Genomic DNA, 17642 nt, shown 5'->3' with positions numbered 1-17642 from the left:
GGCTCAGGCGTCCCAGAGCATCCCCAGCTCCAGCAGGTCGGCCCGGTACTCGATGCGGTCGGCCCACTCGGCCGGCCACGCGTCGGCGCCCAGGTGGGCGCCCGCGAAGGCGCCCGCGAGGCAGGCGATGGAGTCGGAGTCGCCCGAGGTGCAGGCGCCGCGGCGCAGGGCGGTCAGCGGCTCGTCGACGAAGAGCAGGAAGCAGAGCAGCCCGGCCGCCATGGCCTCCTCGGCGATCCAGCCCTCGCCGACCGCAAGGCACGGGTCGGTCTCCGGCGAGACGGTGCGCACCGCGTGCTGGAGCCGGTCGAGTACCGCCAGGCACTCGTCCCAGCCGCGGGCGATGAAGTGCTCGGGCGTGGGGTCCTGGGCGCGGGTCCACAGGTCGCCGAGCCAGCGCTCGTGGTAGCGGGTGCGGTTGTCGTAGGCGTACGACCGCAGCAGCCCGACCAGCCCGGTCGGCTCGGCGCCCTCGGCGAGCAGTCGTACGGCGTGCGCGGTGAGGTCGGAGGCGGCGAGCGCGGTGGGGTGCCCGTGGGTGAGCGCGGACTGCAACTGGGCGGCGCCGGCGCGCTGTTCGTCGCTCAGTCCGGGGGCAAGCCCGACCGGAGCGACGCGCATGTTGGCGCCGCAGCCCTTGGAGTGGATCTGGCTGGCGTCCTGCCAGGGGCGGTCCGGGTTCTTGAGGAGGTTGCAGGCCCGGAGGCAGGTGTTGCCCGGCGCCCGGTTGTTCTCCGGCGACTGGTACCAGTCGACGAACTCCTCGCGCACCGGCCGTTCCATCCGCTTGGGGCCGAGCGGTCCCCGGTCCATCGCCGTCCGCAGCCCCTTGCCCAGCGCCAGCGTCATCTGGGTGTCGTCGGTGACGATCGCGGGCCGGGGCAGCTCCATCCGACGCCAGGGGCCGCACTTGGCGAGGATCGACGGGACGTCGTTGAACTCGGTGGGGAAGCCCAGCGCGTCCCCGAGGGCGAGTCCGGTGAGCGCGCCGGTGGCGGCGCGCTTGGTGACGGTGGTCGTGGTCATGCGGGGCGTCCTTCCCGAGGGGTGCGGAGCAGGGGCGGGTGCAGGGCGGTGGCCGGGCCGGCGCGGTACAGCGCGGCCGGTTTGCCGCGGCCTCCGGTCAGGCGGGCGGCGCCGGGGACCGGTTCGACGAAGCCGGGGGTGGCGAGGACCTTGCGCCGGAAGTTGGGCCGGTCGAGCGCGGTCCCCCACACCGTCTCGTAGACCTGCTGGAGCTCACCGAGCGTGAACTCGGCCGGGCAGAAGGCGGTGGCCAGGCAGGTGTACTCGAGCTTGGCGCCGACGCGTTCGCGGGCGTCGGCCAGGATCCGGTCGTGGTCGAAGGCGAGGCCGCGGGCCCTGTCGTACGGGACCCAGCGGGCCTCGGCGGCGTCGGTGCCGGCGCGCGGCTCGGGAGGGTCGGGCAGCAGCGCCGTGAACGCGACGGACACGACCCGCATCCGGGGGTCCCGGTCCGGCTCGCTGTAGGTCCGCAGCTGTTCCAGGTGCAGCCCGGTCACGTCCGTGAGGCCCGTCTCCTCGGCCAGCTCGCGGCGGGCCGCCGCCTCCGCCGACTCCTCGGGCAGCAGGAAACCGCCGGGCAGGGCCCAGCGGCCGGCGTACGGCTCCTGTCCCCGCTCGACGAGCAGCACGTGCAGCGCGCCCGCGCGGAGCGTGAGGACGGCGAGGTCGACGGTGACGGCGAAGGGCTCGAAGGCGTGCTTGTCGTAGCCGAGCACGGGCGGCCACCCCCTTAATAGTCACTGAGACTATAAAAGGGGGTGGCCGCCCGTCACAAGCCCTGGAAGCCCTGGAAGCCCTGGAAGCCCCGGATCCCTTAGAGGTCGACCTCCTGCATCAGCATCCCGACCTCCGTGTTGGACAGCCGGCGCAGCCAGCCCGACTTCTGGTCGCCCAGCGTGATCGGGCCGAAGGCGGTGCGCACGAGCTTGTCCACGGGGAAGCCCGCCTCCGCCAGCATCCGGCGGACGATGTGCTTGCGGCCCTCGTGGAGGGTGACCTCGACCAGGTAGTTCTTGCCGGTCTGCTCCACGACCCGGAAGTGGTCCGCGCGCGCGTACCCGTCCTCCAGCTGGATGCCGTCCTTCAGCCGCTTGCCGAGGTCGCGCGGGATCGGGCCCACGATGTGCGCGAGGTAGGTCTTCTTCACGCCGTACTTCGGGTGGGTCAGGCGGTGCGCCAGCTCGCCGTGGTTGGTGAGCAGGATGACACCCTCGGTCTCGGTGTCGAGCCGTCCGACGTGGAAGAGACGGGTCTCGCGGTTGGTGACGTAGTCACCGAGGCACTGCCGGCCCTCCGGGTCCTCCATGGTGGAGACGACGCCGGCGGGCTTGTTGAGCGAGAAGAACTGGTACGACTGCGTCGCGACGGTCAGGCCGTCGACCTTGACCTCGTCCTTCTCCGGGTCGACCCGCTTGCCCTGCTCCAGCACGATCTCGCCGTTGACCTCGACGCGCGCCTGCTCGATCAGCTCCTCGCAGGCCCGCCGGGAGCCGTAGCCCGCGCGCGCGAGGACCTTCTGCAGCCGCTCGCCCTCCTGCTCGGCGCCCGGGAAGGTCTTGGGCAGCCTGACGTCCTTCTTGCCCGCGTACCGCTCGCGGTTGCGCTCCTCGGCCCGCGTCTCGTACTCGCGGGACGTGGCCGGGACGCTGCGCCCACGCTGCAGGGGCTTCTTCGGGCCGCCCTTCGCGCCACCGCGGGCCGCGGGGCCGCGTCCCGACTTCGGGCCGTCCTGGGTGGCGCCGGGGCCCACGTCGTAGCGCCGCTCCTCCGGGCGGGGCCTCTTCGGACGGCCGCCCTGCCTGTCGTCGCGGCTGTTACCGGCGCCGCGGTAGTTGCCGCGGCCACCGCCGCTCCCGCCGCGGCCGCCGCTGTTGCCACCACGGCTCCCGCCGTTGTTTCCGCTGCTGTTCCTGCCGCTGCTGCTTCGCATCAAAGTTCCGTCTTGTCGTCTGCGTCCTCGGAATCCGGGGCGTCCGGATCGAACGACGGGACCCCTTCCAGCGTCTCGGCCTCGATCGCCGCCGCCTCCGGGAGGAAGGGCGCGAGCTCGGGGAGCTCGTCCAGGCCGCGCAGGCCCATCCGCTCCAGGAAGTAGTTCGTCGTCACGTACAGGATCGCACCTGTTTCGGGTTCCGTGCCCGCCTCCTCCACCAGACCCCGCTGCAGGAGGGTGCGCATCACGCCGTCGCAGTTCACACCGCGCACCGCGGAGACGCGGCTGCGGCTGACCGGCTGGCGGTAGGCGACCACGGCGAGGGTCTCCAGCGCGGCCTGGGTGAGGCGGGCGTGCTGCCCGTCCAGGACGAAGCCCTCGACGGCCGCGGCGTACTCGGGGCGGGTGTAGAAGCGCCAGCCGCCCGCGACGAACCTGAGCTCGAAGCCGCGGCCCTGGGCGGTGTACTCGTCGGCCAGCTCGCGCAGCGCGTCCGCGATCTGCCGCCGGGGCCGCCGGAGGACCTTCGCGAGGTGCTCCTCGGTCACGGGTTCGTCGACGACCATGAGGACGGCCTCGAGGGCGGGCCTGAGGTCGAGGGCGGCGACGTCACCCGGCCCGTCCGGAAACGCCGTGGTCTCGTCACTCATGCCCGCTCCTCCTCGGTCTTCCCGTTCTCCCCGGGCGGCCGGTCGAACTCGTCGGTCACCGCCGGCCCGGCGTCGCCGTCCCCGCCGGTCCAGCGCACCAGCAGATCGCCGAGCGCGGTCTCCTGGTCCAGCGCGACGGCCTTCTCCCGGTACAGCTCCAGCAGGGCCAGGAAACGGGCCACGACGGTCAGGGTGTCCTCGGTGTCCTCCACCAGGACGTCGAAGCTCGCCTCGCCCAGCTCCCGCAGCCGGGCCACGACGATCCGGGCCTGCTCCTGCACGCTGACCAGGGGCGCGTGGATGTGCTCGACGTACACCTGCGGCTGCGGCCTGGGCCGCATCGCCTTCACGGCGAGTTCGGCGAACCCCTCGGGGCCGATGCTGATGACGACCTCGGGCAGCAGCGCGGCGTGGTGGGGTTCCAGGCCGACGGTACGGGGGTGACGGCGGGCCTCGGCCTCCAGGCGCCCGTTGAAGATCTCCGCGATCTGTTTGTACGCGCGGTACTGCAACAGCCGCGCGAAGAGCAGGTCGCGGGCCTCCAGCAGCGCCAGGTCGGCCTCGTCCTCCACCTCGGCGGCGGGCAGCAGCCGGGCCGCCTTCAGGTCGAGCAGGGTGGCCGCGACGACCAGGAACTCGGTCGTCTCGTCCAGGTCCCAGTCCGGGTCCATCGCCCGGATGTGCGCCATGAACTCGTCGGTCACCTCGGAGAGCGCGACCTCGGTGACGTCCATCTTGTGCTTGGCGATGAGCTGGAGGAGCAGGTCGAAGGGCCCCTCGAAGTTGGCGAGCCGGACCTTGAAGACCCCGTCGCCCGCGTCCTCGGGGGCACCGTGGGGCGCCGCGCCGGGTGCCGGCGACGCCTCGGGCCCGCGCGGCGGCGAGGCCGCCGGGGCCGCGTGCACGGGCTCCCGGGCCTCCGGTGACGGGCTCGGGCCGTTGCCCGGCCCGGGACCCTCCGAAGCGGTGGCGGACGCCCTCGTCCCGGCCTCCGGCCCGGCTGCCGCACGGGACGCCGTCCCGCCCGACGACGAGTCCTCCACCCCGGTGGCCTCCGGCGGCCCGCTCGTCGGCGCTTCCGGGTCCTCCTGCGCGGCGGCTTTCCGACCGGCGTGCGCCGCGTCCGGCTCGGCTGCCGTACGGGAGGTCTCCGGGGCCCCGAGAACCGGCTCCGCCGCGGACGCCGTCTCCGCGGGACGGGACCCGGCGGGGGCCACCCGCTCGGTGCCGGGCGTCGTCTCCGCGGGCGGGGCCACCCGTGGCGTCCCCGGTCCCCTTCCCAGGGTGCGCCGACGGCCGGCGGGGGCACCGGGGCGGGAAGCGTCGTTCGAGGTCATGGCCCCGGCAGGCTACCGCTAGCGCCCGCGCAGCCGCCGTACGAGGATGCTGGCGTCCCCGCGGCTCTCCAGGTCGGCGAGGACCACGGCGACCGCCTCGCGGACGATCCGGCCGCGGTCCACGGCCAGCCCGTGCTCGCCCCGCAGCACCAGCCGGGCGTGCTCCAGATCCATGAGCTCCTCGGCGGAGACGTACACGGTGATCTTCTCGTCGTGCCGTTCACGGCCGCTGGGACGCCGCGAGGCGGTCCGGCCGCGCTTGCGGGGCTGGGCGGCGGCAGAACCTTCCTGCGCGTCCGTCCCGGAGCCGGGGCGCCGCGCCGAGCGCTCCGCGCCCCGGCTGCGCGACTCACCGGCCGGGTCCACGCCCGCCGCCGCGTGCTCCGCGCCCTCGCCGTCGCCGCCCTGGGCGGGCACCGACTGCGGCGCGTCCTCGGCGGCCCGGTCGCTCTCCCCCGCCGGAGCCGGTACCCGGGCGTCGCCGCCCGCCGGCCGCCGCGGGGTGGACGCCTGGAGCGCCGTTCCCCCTGTCGTGCGGAAGAGTTCGTCGGCCCCCGGCAGACTCACTCGGCGTGACACCGGGCGAGCACCTCCCTGGCGAGCTGGCGGTAGGCGGCGGCACCGACGGAGTTGGAGGCGTACGTGGTGATCGGCTCACCGGCGACCGTGGTCTCCGGGAAGCGGACCGTGCGCCCGATGACCGTGTGGTAGACGTGGTCGTCGAACGCCTCGACGACCCGCGCGAGCACCTCACGGCTGTGCACCGTGCGCGAGTCGTACATCGTGGCGAGGATGCCGTCGAGCTCCAGGTCGGGGTTGAGCCGCTCCTGGACCTTCTCGATGGTCTCGGTCAGCAGCGCCACACCGCGCAGCGCGAAGAACTCGCACTCCAGCGGCACGATCACCTTGTGCGCGGCGGTCAGCGCGTTGACCGTCAGCAGGCCGAGCGAGGGCTGGCAGTCGATGACGATGTAGTCGTAGTCGTCCATCAGCGGCTTCAGCGCCCGCTGCAGCGTGGACTCGCGCGCGACCTCGCTCACCAGCTGCACCTCGGCCGCCGACAGGTCGATGTTGCTGGGCAGCAGGTCCATGTTGGGGACCGCAGTCTTCAGCAGCACCTCGTCGGCCGCCATGCCCCGCTCCATGAGCAGGTTGTAGACGGTGAGGTCGAGCTCCATCGGGTTGACACCGAGACCCACCGACAGCGCGCCCTGCGGGTCGAAGTCGACGAGCAGCACCCGGCGCCCGTACTCGGCGAGCGCGGCACCCAGGTTGATGGTCGACGTGGTCTTGCCGACGCCGCCCTTCTGGTTGCACATCGCGATGATCTTCGCCGGGCCGTGATCGGTCAGCGGACCCGGGATCGGGAAGTACGGCAGCGGGCGCCCGGTCGGACCGATGCGCTCACGGCGCTGACGGGCCGCGTCGGGCGCGAGCGTGGCCGCGTACTCGGGGTCGGGCTCGTATTCGGCGTCGGGGTCGTAGAAGTGCCCCTCGGGCAGTTCGTCGTAGACGGCGAACTGGTTGTGGGGCGCGCCACTTCCGTCGCCGGCCATGGCGTTCACGTGTTGGCCATCCATACTCATGTGTGCTGTCCGAGTCGCCTGCGGACTCTGGTGGGCGGCTGCGAAGGTGCGTACAGCGACGGAGCCGACAGCCTCGAGACGCCCGGGGCCGTGGGCCCGTGCAGGCATTCCTGGTTGACCACCCCCGGGAGTAAATGTCGACTCATTCACAAGTCGTCTTACCTCCTTGGTGACCAGGAAACTTCTAGACAGGTCAGCGTGGCACCATGCCGACGTTCGGCGACTCTATGGCGTGTCGGCCGTCCGCAGCAACACAATCCGCCGGACCCGGCCCGATGTGTCGGCAATGAAACATCCCCCTGTCAAGGGCGTACGGCCGTCGCACAGCAGGTTTCACCGGTGCGCGAATCGGTTGAAGCGTTACGTTCGAGGCGAGTTGACCGAGAATCGCAAAGTGACCATACACACACCCGGCCGGACCTTGTCGGGCAAGGTCCGGCCGGGCGTGTGGGGTTGACGGCGATGTTGACGTATCGCCTTTGCCGGTCGACGACTTGGCCGCTCCACCGGCCGCCGGCCGCCGCCGACGGTGGTCGGCGGCGGCCGGCGGTTCGTGCCGGGACTCAGGCGAGCAGCGAGTCCAGCTCGACGTGCTCCAGGCCGTGGGCCTCGGCGACCTCCTTGTAGACGACCTTGCCGTCATGGGTGTTGAGGCCCTTGGCCAGCGCGGGGTCGCGGCGCAGCGCCTCGGCCCAGCCGCGGTTGGCCAGCTCCACGATGTACGGCAGCGTGGCGTTGGTCAGCGCGTAGGTGGAGGTGTTCGGCACCGCGCCGGGCATGTTGGCGACGCAGTAGAACACCGACCCGTGCACCGGGAAGGTCGGCTCGGCGTGCGTGGTCGGGTGGGAGTCCTCGAAGCAGCCGCCCTGGTCGATCGCGATGTCGACAAGGACACTTCCGGGCTTCATCCGGGACACCAGCTCGTTGGTGACCAGCTTCGGGGCCTTGGCGCCCGGGATCAGCACGGCGCCGATCACGAGGTCGGCCTCCAGGCAGGCCTTCTCCAGCTCGAAGGCGTTGGAGACGACGGTCTGGATCTTCGTGCCGAAGATCTTGTCGGCTTCCTTGAGCTTGTTGATGTCCTTGTCGAGCAGGGTCACGTGGAAGCCCATGCCGATGGCGATCTGCGCGGCGTTCCAGCCGGAGACGCCGCCGCCGATGACGACGGCCTTGCCGGCCAGCACGCCGGGGACGCCGCCGGGCAGCACGCCGCGGCCGCCGTTGGCGGCCATCAGGTGGTAGGCGCCGACCTGCGGGGCCAGGCGGCCCGCGACCTCGGACATGGGGGCGAGCAGCGGCAGGGCGCGGTTCGGGAGCTCGACCGTCTCGTAGGCGATCGCGGTGGTGCCCGACTCGATGAGCGCGTCCGTGCACTCCTTCGAGGCGGCCAGGTGCAGGTAGGTGAAGAGCGTCTGGTCCTTGCGGAGGCGGTGGTACTCCTCCGCGACGGGCTCCTTGACCTTCAGCAGCAGGTCGGCGGTGGCCCAGACCTCGTCCGCGGTGTCGAGTATCCGCGCGCCGGCGGCGACGTACTCGTCGTTGGGGATCGAGGAGCCGACGCCGGCGTCGCGCTCGACGAAGACCTGGTGACCGTGGCGCACCAGCTCATGCACGCCGGCGGGGGTGATGGCCACCCGGAACTCGTTGTTCTTGACCTCGCGGGGAATGCCGACCTTCACGTGGATCACGGTCCTTGGCTCAGAGAATGGGGTTATTACAAGGCATACCCGCTCAGGCTCGGGCACACCGGGGTAGACCGCAGGAGAAAGTGCGGCAGAGCCAGTCTAATGAAGGTGTTCCCGCTGTCTAGCCTTTCAAAGCATCAATCTTCATCGGGTGTGCTACGGATTTCGCAGGCATCAGCCGCTTCTTCCCTCAACATGCGCTCGGCCGTGTCCCGGTACAGGCCCGCAGCCGTGGGATCACCGAGGCGGTCGAGCGTGTCGGCGAGCCTGAGGTGCAGCGCGGCCTGGAGCCGGACGTCCTCGGCCCGGCGCGCCCACTCGACGGCCTCCTGGCAGGTGCGCAGCGACTCCTCGGGCCGCCCGGCGTACTCCTGGACCCGGGCGAGCTCGCTCAACGCCCGTGCGTGGGCCGGGAGATCGCCGGTCCTGCGGTACCCGGCGACCGCGGCACGCCAGGAGCGCACCGCCTCGCCGTAGCGGCCGGCGTAGGTGTGGGCGGTGGCGATGCGGCCGTAGATCCGGGCGGCGTCGGCGCGCTCGTCCCGGGCGAGCCGCTGGGCGAGGGCCCGGCCGAACCAGTCGGCGGCCCGGTCGTAGTCCCCGAGCTCCAGGTGGGCGCCGCCTACGGATTCCATCGCGCGGCCGGTCGCGTACGGGTCGTCCGCCACGCGCCCGGAGTCCAGCGCGGCCCGGTAGCGCACCAGCGCCTCGGCGGTGCGGCCGGTGCGGGCGTCCAGGTCGCCCAGGTTCAGCAGGGCCGCCGCCTTCTCCCGGGGCAGGTCGCGGCGCTCGGCCACGTCGAGGACGAGCCGGTGGACGTCGTACAGGTCGGGCGCCGCCGCCTGGGTGCCGAAGTGGGCCACCATGGCCCGCACCAGCTGGGACATCAGCCTGCGGGCGAGGGTGTCCAGCTCCCCGTCGGCGACCGCGAGGCGGGCCGCGGCGAGCAGGGCGGGCCGACGGGCGCGCAGCCAGTCGGCGGCGGCCCTCGGGGTGGGGAAGCGCAGGGCCCGCGGCATGCCGTCGAGCCTCTCGCGGGCCTGCGCGCTGTCGGTCTCGGTGATCGCCCGGCACGACTGCAGCAACCGCACCGTCCGCTCCAGCATCCGGGCGCGGGCCAGCTGGAGCTCGGCGGGCCGGTCGTGCCGGTCGGCGAGGGCCTTCAGCAGGGGGTGCAGGCAGCCGGGGACCTCGTACTGCGGCAGCGCGGAGCCGACCGGGTGCAGCAGGCCGAGGGCGACGAACTCGTCGAGGACGGCGCGCGCGTCGCCCACGGAGCAGCCGGCGAGCGCGGACGCGGTGTGCGGGTCGACCAGGCCGGCCGGGGCGAGGCAGAGCAGGCGCAGTATCCGGGCGGCGGGGCCGGGCAGCGACGCGTGGACGAGGCGGAAGACGCGGCCGAGCGGCGTTCCCCGGTCGTCCTCGGCGTGCACCTGCCGGGCGAGGTCGGCGACGGCCGCCTTGGGCCGGGCGGCGAGCCAGCCGCCGGCCAGGACGAGGGCGGCGGGCTGTGCCTGGCAGACCTCGGCCAGCTGCTCGGCGGCCCGGGGGTCGACGGTGATGCGGACCGAGCCGGTGAACCGGGACAGCAGCTCCACGGCCGACTTGGTGTCCAGACCCCCCAGCGTGCACGGGCGGACGTCCGCGATGCCGGTCAGCGGACCCCCGGAGACGGCGACGGCCAGACAGTCCGGACTGTCCGGGAGCAGGGCGTCGACCTGCTCCGCGTCGGCGGCGTCGTCGAGCAGCAGCAGGACCCGGCGGTCGGTGAGCGCCTCGCGCAGGGCGGCGGTGAGGTCGTCCGCGCAGGCGCCGGGCGGGGTGGGGCGGTCCAGTTCGGTGAGCAGGTCACGGGCGAGGCGCGCGACCGGCACGCGCCTGCCGTCCGGCTCGGTCAGCCGGGCCCGCAGCACCCCGTCGGGGTAACGGTCGGCGACCTGGGCGACGAGCTCCTCGGCGAGCGCGGTGCGGCCGGAACCGGGCCTGCCCGCGATGAGCAGCACGCGCGCGCGGGGGGCTTTGCGGCCGGAGAGGGTGTCCAGGCCCGCTCGCTCGATGTCGGCCCGCAGCTGCTTCAGCTCGCGGGTGCGGCCCAGGAACCGAGTCTCCTCGGCAGGGCCGCCCGACAGCCGTACACCGTCCGTGTCCACCGCCTGATCCGTCACGGGCCACGCTCCCGATCCCACCGCACGCCGGCGCCCGCCGGAACTCCGGTTCGGGCGTTTCCCGAGCCTAGTTCACGCTGTGCTACGTACCGGGTGGAGCACGGCGGACGCATCCCCTGATCGGATCAACCGATCGTCACACCGCAAGGGGCTGTGCGAGCGCCACTCAGGGCCGTTCGGGGGCGCGCGGGCGCCACCCGGGGCCCGGAACCCGCCGTCAGGCCTCGAACGGGCGGGCCGGCCACGGTGCCTCGGCCGGGCGCAGCGCGTCCAGCCCGTCGCCGTGTTCCGCCGCGACCAGCGAGAGCACGCCCACGACGAGGCAGTTGTTGTGCAGGTCGCCCGCGAGCACCCCCCGGACCAGGTCCGCGACGGGCACCCGCTCCAGCTCCATGTCGGCCTCTTCGTCCTCGACCTCGAAGCGCTCGCCGTCGGCCTCGGACAGGTTCCGGGCGAGGAAGATCCGCACGGCCTCGTCGCAGCCGCCGGGGGTGGTGTAGACGTCGGTCAGCACCCGCCAGTCCTCGGCCTTGACGTGCGCCTCCTCGTACAGCTCGCGCTGGGCGGCGTGCAGCGGGTTCTCGCCGGGCACGTCGAGCAGGCCGGCCGGGATCTCCCAGAGCTTCTCGCGCACCGGGTGCCGGTACTGGCGGATCACCAGCGCCCGGCCCTCGTCGTCCAGGGCGAGGACGGCCACGGAGCCGGGGTGGACCTGGTAGTCGCGGCTCGCCACGGAACCGTCGGGCATGACCACCTCGTCCGTGCGGACGGAGGTCTTCTTGCCCCGGAAGGGAGTCTGCGTGGCCCGGACCTCCCACTCCTCGGGGGTGTCCTTGATGGTCGTGCCCGTCATGCCCTGTCCTTCCAGACGTACGAGAAGAAGCCGGGACGCGCCCTGTTGGATGGACACGTCCCGGCCACCGTACAACCGGTGTGCTACTTCGCCGTCTTCCGCTCGACCGCGGCCTTGACCAGCCCGGCGAACAGCGGGTGCGGGCGGGTCGGGCGCGAGCGCAGCTCCGGGTGCGCCTGGGTGGCGACCAGGTAGGGGTGGACCTCGCGCGGGTACTCGACGTACTCGACGAGCTTGCCGTCCGGAGAGGTGCCCGAGAAGACGATGCCGGCCTTCTTCTCCAGTTCCGCGCGGTAGGCGTTGTTCACCTCGTAGCGGTGACGGTGGCGCTCCTCGACGTACTCCTTGCCGTCGTACACCTCGCGCACGATGGAGCCCTCGGCCAGCTTGGCCGGGTACATGCCGAGCCGCATCGTGCCGCCCATGTCGCCCTCGCCGGCCACGATGTCCAGCTGCTCGGCCATCGTGGAGATGACCGGGTGGGCGGTGGCGGGGTCGAACTCGGTGGAGTTGGCGTCGGTGATGCCGGCCAGGTTGCGCGCGGCCTCGACCACGATGCACTGCAGGCCCAGGCACAGGCCGAGCAGCGGGATCCTGTTCTCGCGGGCGTACTTGATCGCGCCGACCTTGCCGAGCACGCCGCGGTCGCCGAAACCGCCTGGGATGCAGATGGCGTCGACGTCGCCGAGCTGCGCCTTGGCGCCGGCCGGGGTCTTGCAGTCGTCGGACGTGACCCACTTGATCTTCACGCGGGCCCGGTTGGCGAAGCCGCCCGCGCGCAGCGCCTCGGTGACCGAGAGATAGGCGTCGGGCAGGTCGATGTACTTGCCGACCAGGGCCATGACGATCTCGTGCTCGGGGTTGTGTACGCGGTCGAGCAGGTCGTCCCAGGTCGACCAGTCCACGTCGCGGAACGGCAGGTCCAGCTTGCGGACGACGTAGGCGTCCAGGCCCTCGGTGTGGACCACCTTGGGGATGTCGTAGATCGAGCGGGCGTCGGGGCAGGCCACCACGGCCGCCTCGTCGACGTCGCACATCAGGGAGATCTTGCGCTTGATCGCCGTGGGTACCTCACGGTCGCAGCGCAGGACGATCGCGTCCGGCTGGATACCGATGTTGCGCAGGGCGGCCACGCTGTGCTGGGTGGGCTTGGTCTTCAGCTCGCCCGAGGGGCCGATGTAGGGCAGGAGGGAGATGTGCACCACGAAGACGTTGTCGCGGCCGACCTCGTGCCGGACCTGGCGGACGGTCTCCAGGAACGGCAGCGACTCGATGTCGCCGACCGTGCCGCCGACCTCGGTGATCACGACGTCCACCTCGTCCGTCGCCATGCGGCGGATGCGGTGCTTGATCTCGTTGGTGATGTGCGGGATGACCTGCACCGTGTCGCCCAGGTACTCGCCGCGCCGCTCCTTGGCGATCACCGTCGAGTACACCTGGCCGGTGGTGACGTTGGCGGAGCCGTCCAGGTCGCGGTCGAGGAAGCGCTCGTAGTGACCGATGTCCAGGTCGGTCTCGGCGCCGTCGTTGGTGACGAAGACCTCACCGTGCTGGAACGGGTTCATCGTGCCAGGGTCGACGTTGAGGTACGGGTCGAGCTTCTGCATCACGACCCTGAGGCCCCGTGCCTTGAGCAGCATGCCGAGGCTGGAGGCGGTCAGTCCCTTGCCGAGCGAGGAGGCGACACCCCCGGTGACGAAGATGTGCTTGGTCGTCGAGGATTTGGGCGGCATGGCCAAGAGGGGGCTCCCGTGGTCGCGATCTGGAGTGCGGTGCGTCCGTCGTACGGTCCGGTCGTCCCGGGTTGTCGTCGGCGGCGCCGTCGCTGCGGTTCCGGGGTTTTTCTCCCACCGGTCCACGGGCTACCAGCGTATCAGCGCCGGAGAGCGACGGCTTCCGGCCACGCTCCGCGTCCACACGGACACGGACACGCGCGGCCCGCCGGATTCTCACCCGGCGATCACCCGTTCGGCGCAGGAGCGTTGCCCGGAGGGGCACACGGATCATCAGCGTGCGTCGTATCCTGCTCGGACGTTCGCTGCCGAGCCCGCCCGGCGACACGGCACCACCCCCGCCCGTCAGCGCCGGAACAACGAGAGCTCGTCAGTTCGTTGAGCAACAATTGTCATTTGCGGCGCAGCGTTTGGCTTCACGGCCGGACGGCTGCTTTGCTTCATGGTTCAACGACGCATGACAAACCCCCCTTGACCGCACTAGCGACCGCCCCCACGCGGGGTGACGTGGCCGTTCGACTGGAGTTGCACGTGGCCGGGCGCATCGAAGACTACGCACTCATCGGAGACATGCAGACCGCTGCCCTGGTCTGCCGGGACGGCACAGTCGACTGGCTGTGCCTGCCCCGCTTCGACTCGCATGCCATCTTCGCCGGTCTGCTGGGCACCGGGGAACACGGCTTCTGGCGGCTCGGACCCGCCTACGCCCCCGGCACCCAGCCGCCCACCGCCACGCGGCGCGGCTACCGCGGCGACTCGCTGATCCTGGAATCCGAGTGGGACACCCCGCGCGGCACGGTCCGCGTGACCGATTTCATGCCGCCGCGTGACGGCGCCCCGCAGCTGATCCGGATCGTGGAGGGCGTCTCCGGCCGGGTGCCGATGCGCTCGGAACTGCGGATGCGGTTCAGCTACGGCCGGGTCGTGCCGTGGGTGCACAAGCACGAGGGGCGCACGGTGGCCGTCGCGGGCCCCGACTCCGTGTGGTTCGACACGGAGGCCGAGACCTACGGCAAGGCGCTGACCACGTACGCGGACTTCACGGTCGCTCCGGGTGACCGGATCGCGTTCACCATCTCCTGGGAGCCCTCGCACAAGCAGCCGCCACCGCTGCCGGAGCCCGAGCAGTCGCTGACGGCGACGGAGGACTTCTGGCGCGAGTGGGTCGAGCACTGTACGTACCACGGTCCCTACCGCGAGGCCGTGATCCGCTCCCTGATCACGCTGAAGGCGCTGACGTACGCCCCCACCGGCGGCATCGTCGCCGCGCCGACCACCTCCCTGCCCGAGGAGATCGGCGGCGTCCGCAACTGGGACTACCGCTACACCTGGCTGCGCGACGCGGCGATCACCCTGTCCTCGCTGTTGCGCACCGGCTACCGCGAGGAGGCCCGCGCCTGGCGCGAGTGGCTGCTGCGCGCGGTCGCCGGCGACCCGGAGAACCTGCAGATCATGTACGGCATCGCCGGCGAGCGCGAGCTCGGCGAGGCGGAGCTGGACTGGCTGCCCGGCTACGAGAACTCCACGCCGGTCCGGGTCGGCAACGGGGCGGCCCACCAGCTCCAGCTGGACGTGTACGGCGAGGTCACCGAGGCCCTGCATCTGGCCCACATGACGGGACTGGCCCGCAACGACTACGCCTCCGTGCTCCAGCTGAAGCTGATCCGCTACCTGGAGGACCACTGGCAGGAGCCGGACGAGGGCATCTGGGAGGTGCGCGGCCCGCGCCGCCACTTCGTGCACTCCAAGGTGATGGCCTGGGTCGCCGTCGACCGCACCATCAAGCTGATCGAGTCCGGCGACGCGGACGGCCCGCTGGAGCGCTGGAAGCAGCTGCGCGACGACATCCACCGGGACGTGTGCGAGAAGGGCTACGACGAGGAGCGCAACACCTTCACGCAGTCCTACGGCTCCCGGGAGCTGGACGCCTCGCTGCTGCTGATCCCGCAGATGGGCTTCCTGCCGCCGGACGACAAGCGGGTCATCGGCACCATCGAGGCCATCCAGCGGGAGCTGTCCACGTCGGACGGCTTCATCCTGCGCTACCCGACGGACGGCAAGGACGAGGGCGTCGACGGCCTGCCCGGTGACGAGGGCGCCTTCCTCGCCTGCTCGTTCTGGATGGCCGACGACCTGGCGATGATCGGCCGGGTGGACGAGGCGCGCAAGCTCTTCGAGAAGCTGCTGTCCCTGCGCAACGACCTGGGCCTGCTCGCCGAGGAGTGGGACCCGCGCCTGCAGCGCCAGGTCGGCAACTTCCCGCAGGCCTTCAGCCACGTGCCCCTGATTGACACGGCCCTGCGCCTGACGGCGAGCGGAGCCTACGGGGGCTGACGCACTGTGGGATCCCGTTCCCCGTGTCGGATTCCGCGCGGGGCTGTCGTAGCCGTGTCGGATACGACAGGTGAGCGGGATTCATGCCTCTGACTCGAGCAGTTCCCCTCTTCGTGCACCGGACCGTCCCGGTCGTCATCAACGCGGACGACCGGGGCATGCCGGCAGCGTTCGGGCCGATCAGGCCGCCGTGGAGAACGCAGGGCTGGGGGCCCGGTGAGCACGACAGATTCGGCTGCGTCGGCGCGGGTGAGTGTCCGGCAGGCCGACGAGTGCGTGGTGGAGGACTCGGAATGGGCGTCCGCGCCGCTCGATCTCCTGCGCCACGCACAGCCGTGGCGGACGTTTCGCCGGTACAAGGGCCGGCAGCACCCCTCGGACACGTACTGGGCGGCGACGGTACGCGACCACGTGATCTACGAGTCGCGGCTGGAGCCGGCACGGCTGCTGTTCGCGGACTTCGCTCCGGACGTCCGGCAGGTCGTCGCTCAGCCTTTCCTGCTCAAGGCAGTGGTGGAGGGCAGGCTGCGGCGGCACGTCCCGGACTATCCGCTGTTGACCGATGACGGGCCAGTGCTCGTGGATGTCAAGCCTCGGCATCGACTGGAACGGCCGAAGGTCGCGTTCGCGTGCGCGTGGACTCGTGCGGCGGTCGCCTCCCGCGGGCGGCGTTACGAGGTCTGGAGCGAACCGGATCCTCATGAGCTGGAGAACGTCCGCTTCCTCGCCGGCTACCGCAGGGACTGGTTGTTCGAGATGGCGTCCTTCTGCGTGCGACACCGTTGCCTTTGGAGAGGGGCGCCGTCCAGTCCGTTCTCGCTCTCCAGCTCGACCAACCGGAACGCGACATCGGCGCTCAACTGTTCTACCGACCCGGCCGCCACAGATCCCAGCGTCCAACCGACCGCGGGACGACGCTCTTGCAACACCTCAAGGACAGTCGCGTCCAGGAAATCATGCGTCACAGCCTCGGCTCCGACATCGAGCCCATGCCAGGGCGAGATGTCCTGACTACTGCAGCCAGAACCATTGATGGTGCACACGCAGCACTGACCACTCTGCACCCAGGCACGCCGATTTGGCACCTGAGCGTCCCTTCGCCTCTGCAGCCCCTCCTACACCACCTACTTTCTGACGACAACCAGGAAACTTACGCAGTCCGGATTCACACCGCCACGGGAATTCCATTCCATACCGCCTACAAACAGCTCAATCCCCTGGAAGCAGTCGGCTGGCTCACAAGCCGCCTCGAATCCCGAGCCGAACGGCCAGGTTCCGCACGCCGACGCACCTATTACTCACTGACCGCAGCGGCGCAGCGGGCCGCCGCCCGAATTCCCGCAACCCCGGAAACCAGCGCTTACGCACCCGCCGCGCGACCACCCGTCGAACCCCTGGAAACCTCGATGCCCGATAATTCAGTTGAGCCCGCACCCTGCAATCGTGTTGGCTAGCGGCACCGAACTGTCAGTATCGCAGGTGTCCGCTCGGCTGTCGCAGGGAGTTAAACGTGCAGGACATTGTTGTCGACCCCGTTGCCCACAATCGGGCAGCCTGGGACAAGTATGTCCAAGAGGGCAGCGAGTGGACGAGGCCGGTGAGTGCCGAGGATGTCGAGCGCGCCCGCATGGGCGACTGGTCGATCGTTCTCATCGGGCGTGAGCCGGTCGACCGCTCCTGGCTGCCGACGGACCTGACCGGCAAGGACGTGTTGTGCCTGGCCTCCGGCGGTGGCCAGCAGGGTCCGATCCTCGCCGCCGCAGGGGCGCGGGTCACCGTGTTCGACAACTCACCCCGCCAGCTCGGCCAGGACCAGATGGTGGCGGCGCGCGACGGACTCGAGCTGCGCACCGTTCTAGGCGACATGCGCGACCTCAGCGCCTTCGGCGACGCGACGTTCGACGTCGTATTCCATCCGGTCTCCAACCTGTTCGTACCAGACTTGGCACTGGTGTGGCGTGAGTGCTTCCGCGTCCTGCGACCGGGCGGAACCCTGCTCGCGGGCTTCCTCAACCCTGATGTGTACTTGTTCGACCACGAGGCGCTCGACGAGCGCGGCGAGATGGTCGTCGCGCACAAGCTGCCCTACAGCGATGTCACGCAGTACTCCGCCGAGGAACGCGCCACGAAGTTCGGCGCGGATGCCGCTCTTGAATACAGCCACACCCTCACTGACCAGATCGGCGGACAACTCGCCGCGGGGTTCGTCCTCACCGGCTTCGCGGAAGCGCCGCACCAATCCAACGCATCCGCTCAATACATGTCGAACTATTTTGCGACGCTGGCGGTCAAGCCGGGCTGACCCGGCCTTGAGTCCGGCCGAGTCGGCCATGTTTCCGA

14 protein-coding genes are annotated in these 17642 nt (G+C 71.2%); 3 read left to right on the top strand and 11 right to left on the bottom strand.

Going from position 1 to position 17642, the window contains the following annotated elements; genetic code table 11:
- Positions 1 to 3: 3 nt before the first annotated feature.
- The 11 genes from ACIRFH_RS26590 to ACIRFH_RS26540 all read right to left on the bottom strand — a co-directional run bounded on the left by ACIRFH_RS26590 (position 4) and on the right by ACIRFH_RS26540 (position 12968).
- A complete protein-coding gene (locus tag ACIRFH_RS26590; protein ID WP_403525696.1) occupies positions 4 to 1026 on the bottom strand; it encodes an ADP-ribosylglycohydrolase family protein in 1023 nt (340 codons plus the stop codon).
- Entirely contained in the window at positions 1023 to 1742 is a 720-nt protein-coding gene (locus ACIRFH_RS26585) for an NUDIX domain-containing protein (RefSeq protein WP_403525694.1), read from the bottom strand. The genes ACIRFH_RS26590 and ACIRFH_RS26585 overlap by 4 nt, the downstream gene beginning before the upstream one ends.
- Positions 1743 to 1840: 98 nt before the next feature.
- A complete protein-coding gene (locus tag ACIRFH_RS26580) occupies positions 1841 to 2956 on the bottom strand; it encodes a pseudouridine synthase (protein ID WP_403525691.1) in 1116 nt (371 codons plus the stop codon).
- A complete protein-coding gene (scpB, locus tag ACIRFH_RS26575) occupies positions 2956 to 3609 on the bottom strand; it encodes an SMC-Scp complex subunit ScpB (RefSeq protein WP_403525688.1) in 654 nt (217 codons plus the stop codon). The genes ACIRFH_RS26580 and scpB overlap by 1 nt, the downstream gene beginning before the upstream one ends.
- On the bottom strand, positions 3606 to 4946 hold the full coding sequence (locus ACIRFH_RS26570; RefSeq protein ID WP_403525685.1) for a segregation/condensation protein A: 1341 nt from the start codon (positions 4944 to 4946) through the stop codon (positions 3606 to 3608). The genes scpB and ACIRFH_RS26570 overlap by 4 nt, the downstream gene beginning before the upstream one ends.
- A gap of 18 nt (positions 4947 to 4964) precedes the next feature.
- Entirely contained in the window at positions 4965 to 5525 is a 561-nt protein-coding gene (locus ACIRFH_RS26565; protein ID WP_403525683.1) for a hypothetical protein, read from the bottom strand.
- Positions 5510 to 6640: a ParA family protein gene (locus ACIRFH_RS26560; RefSeq protein WP_403525680.1), complete on the bottom strand. Its 1131-nt coding sequence runs from the start codon at positions 6638 to 6640 to the stop codon at positions 5510 to 5512. The genes ACIRFH_RS26565 and ACIRFH_RS26560 overlap by 16 nt, the downstream gene beginning before the upstream one ends.
- A 455-nt stretch (positions 6641 to 7095) precedes the next feature.
- Entirely contained in the window at positions 7096 to 8220 is a 1125-nt protein-coding gene (gene ald, locus ACIRFH_RS26555; RefSeq protein WP_403525677.1) for an alanine dehydrogenase, read from the bottom strand.
- Positions 8221 to 8354: 134 nt separating this feature from the next.
- Positions 8355 to 10382 carry a tetratricopeptide repeat protein gene (locus ACIRFH_RS26550; protein ID WP_403525674.1) on the bottom strand — a complete coding sequence of 676 codons (2028 nt, stop codon included), beginning with the start codon at positions 10380 to 10382 and terminating at the stop codon, positions 8355 to 8357.
- A gap of 217 nt (positions 10383 to 10599) precedes the next feature.
- Positions 10600 to 11235 carry an NUDIX domain-containing protein gene (locus ACIRFH_RS26545; protein ID WP_403525671.1) on the bottom strand — a complete coding sequence of 212 codons (636 nt, stop codon included), beginning with the start codon at positions 11233 to 11235 and terminating at the stop codon, positions 10600 to 10602.
- Between the two features lie 83 nt (positions 11236 to 11318).
- Positions 11319 to 12968: a CTP synthase gene (locus tag ACIRFH_RS26540; protein WP_403525668.1), complete on the bottom strand. Its 1650-nt coding sequence runs from the start codon at positions 12966 to 12968 to the stop codon at positions 11319 to 11321.
- A 531-nt stretch (positions 12969 to 13499) separates the two neighbouring features.
- Here ACIRFH_RS26540 and ACIRFH_RS26535 point away from each other — a divergent pair.
- The 3 genes from ACIRFH_RS26535 to ACIRFH_RS26525 all read left to right on the top strand — a co-directional run bounded on the left by ACIRFH_RS26535 (position 13500) and on the right by ACIRFH_RS26525 (position 17604).
- Positions 13500 to 15302, top strand: a complete 1803-nt coding sequence (locus ACIRFH_RS26535; protein WP_403525870.1) for a glycoside hydrolase family 15 protein — start codon at positions 13500 to 13502, stop codon at positions 15300 to 15302.
- 216 nt (positions 15303 to 15518) lie between these two features.
- On the top strand, positions 15519 to 16313 hold the full coding sequence (locus ACIRFH_RS26530) for a TnsA-like heteromeric transposase endonuclease subunit (protein WP_403525666.1): 795 nt from the start codon (positions 15519 to 15521) through the stop codon (positions 16311 to 16313).
- 499 nt (positions 16314 to 16812) lie between these two features.
- Positions 16813 to 17604, top strand: coding sequence for a class I SAM-dependent methyltransferase (locus ACIRFH_RS26525; protein ID WP_403525663.1), 792 nt, complete (start codon positions 16813 to 16815; stop codon positions 17602 to 17604).
- Positions 17605 to 17642 lie beyond the last annotated feature (38 nt).

Origin of the sequence: Streptomyces sp. NPDC093586, assembly GCF_044764905.1 — a bacterium.
Lineage (GTDB): Bacteria > Actinomycetota > Actinomycetes > Streptomycetales > Streptomycetaceae > Streptomyces.
Note: the sequence above shows the minus strand (reverse complement) of the source record. Positions and strands in the feature narration are given on the sequence as shown.

Bases quoted from the DNA above. Each gene is read 5' to 3' on its own strand.
- ACIRFH_RS26590 (WP_403525696.1), bottom strand. From the start codon at position 1,026: ATGACCACGACCACCGTCACCAAGCGCGCCGCCACCGGCGCGCTCACC.
- ACIRFH_RS26580 (WP_403525691.1), bottom strand. From the start codon at position 2,956: ATGCGAAGCAGCAGCGGCAGGAACAGCAGCGGAAACAACGGCGGGAGC.
- scpB (WP_403525688.1), bottom strand. From the start codon at position 3,609: ATGAGTGACGAGACCACGGCGTTTCCGGACGGGCCGGGTGACGTCGCC.
- ACIRFH_RS26570 (WP_403525685.1), bottom strand. From the start codon at position 4,946: ATGACCTCGAACGACGCTTCCCGCCCCGGTGCCCCCGCCGGCCGTCGG.
- ACIRFH_RS26560 (WP_403525680.1), bottom strand. From the start codon at position 6,640: ATGCCTGCACGGGCCCACGGCCCCGGGCGTCTCGAGGCTGTCGGCTCC.
- ACIRFH_RS26545 (WP_403525671.1), bottom strand. From the start codon at position 11,235: ATGACGGGCACGACCATCAAGGACACCCCCGAGGAGTGGGAGGTCCGG.
- ACIRFH_RS26540 (WP_403525668.1), bottom strand. From the start codon at position 12,968: ATGCCGCCCAAATCCTCGACGACCAAGCACATCTTCGTCACCGGGGGT.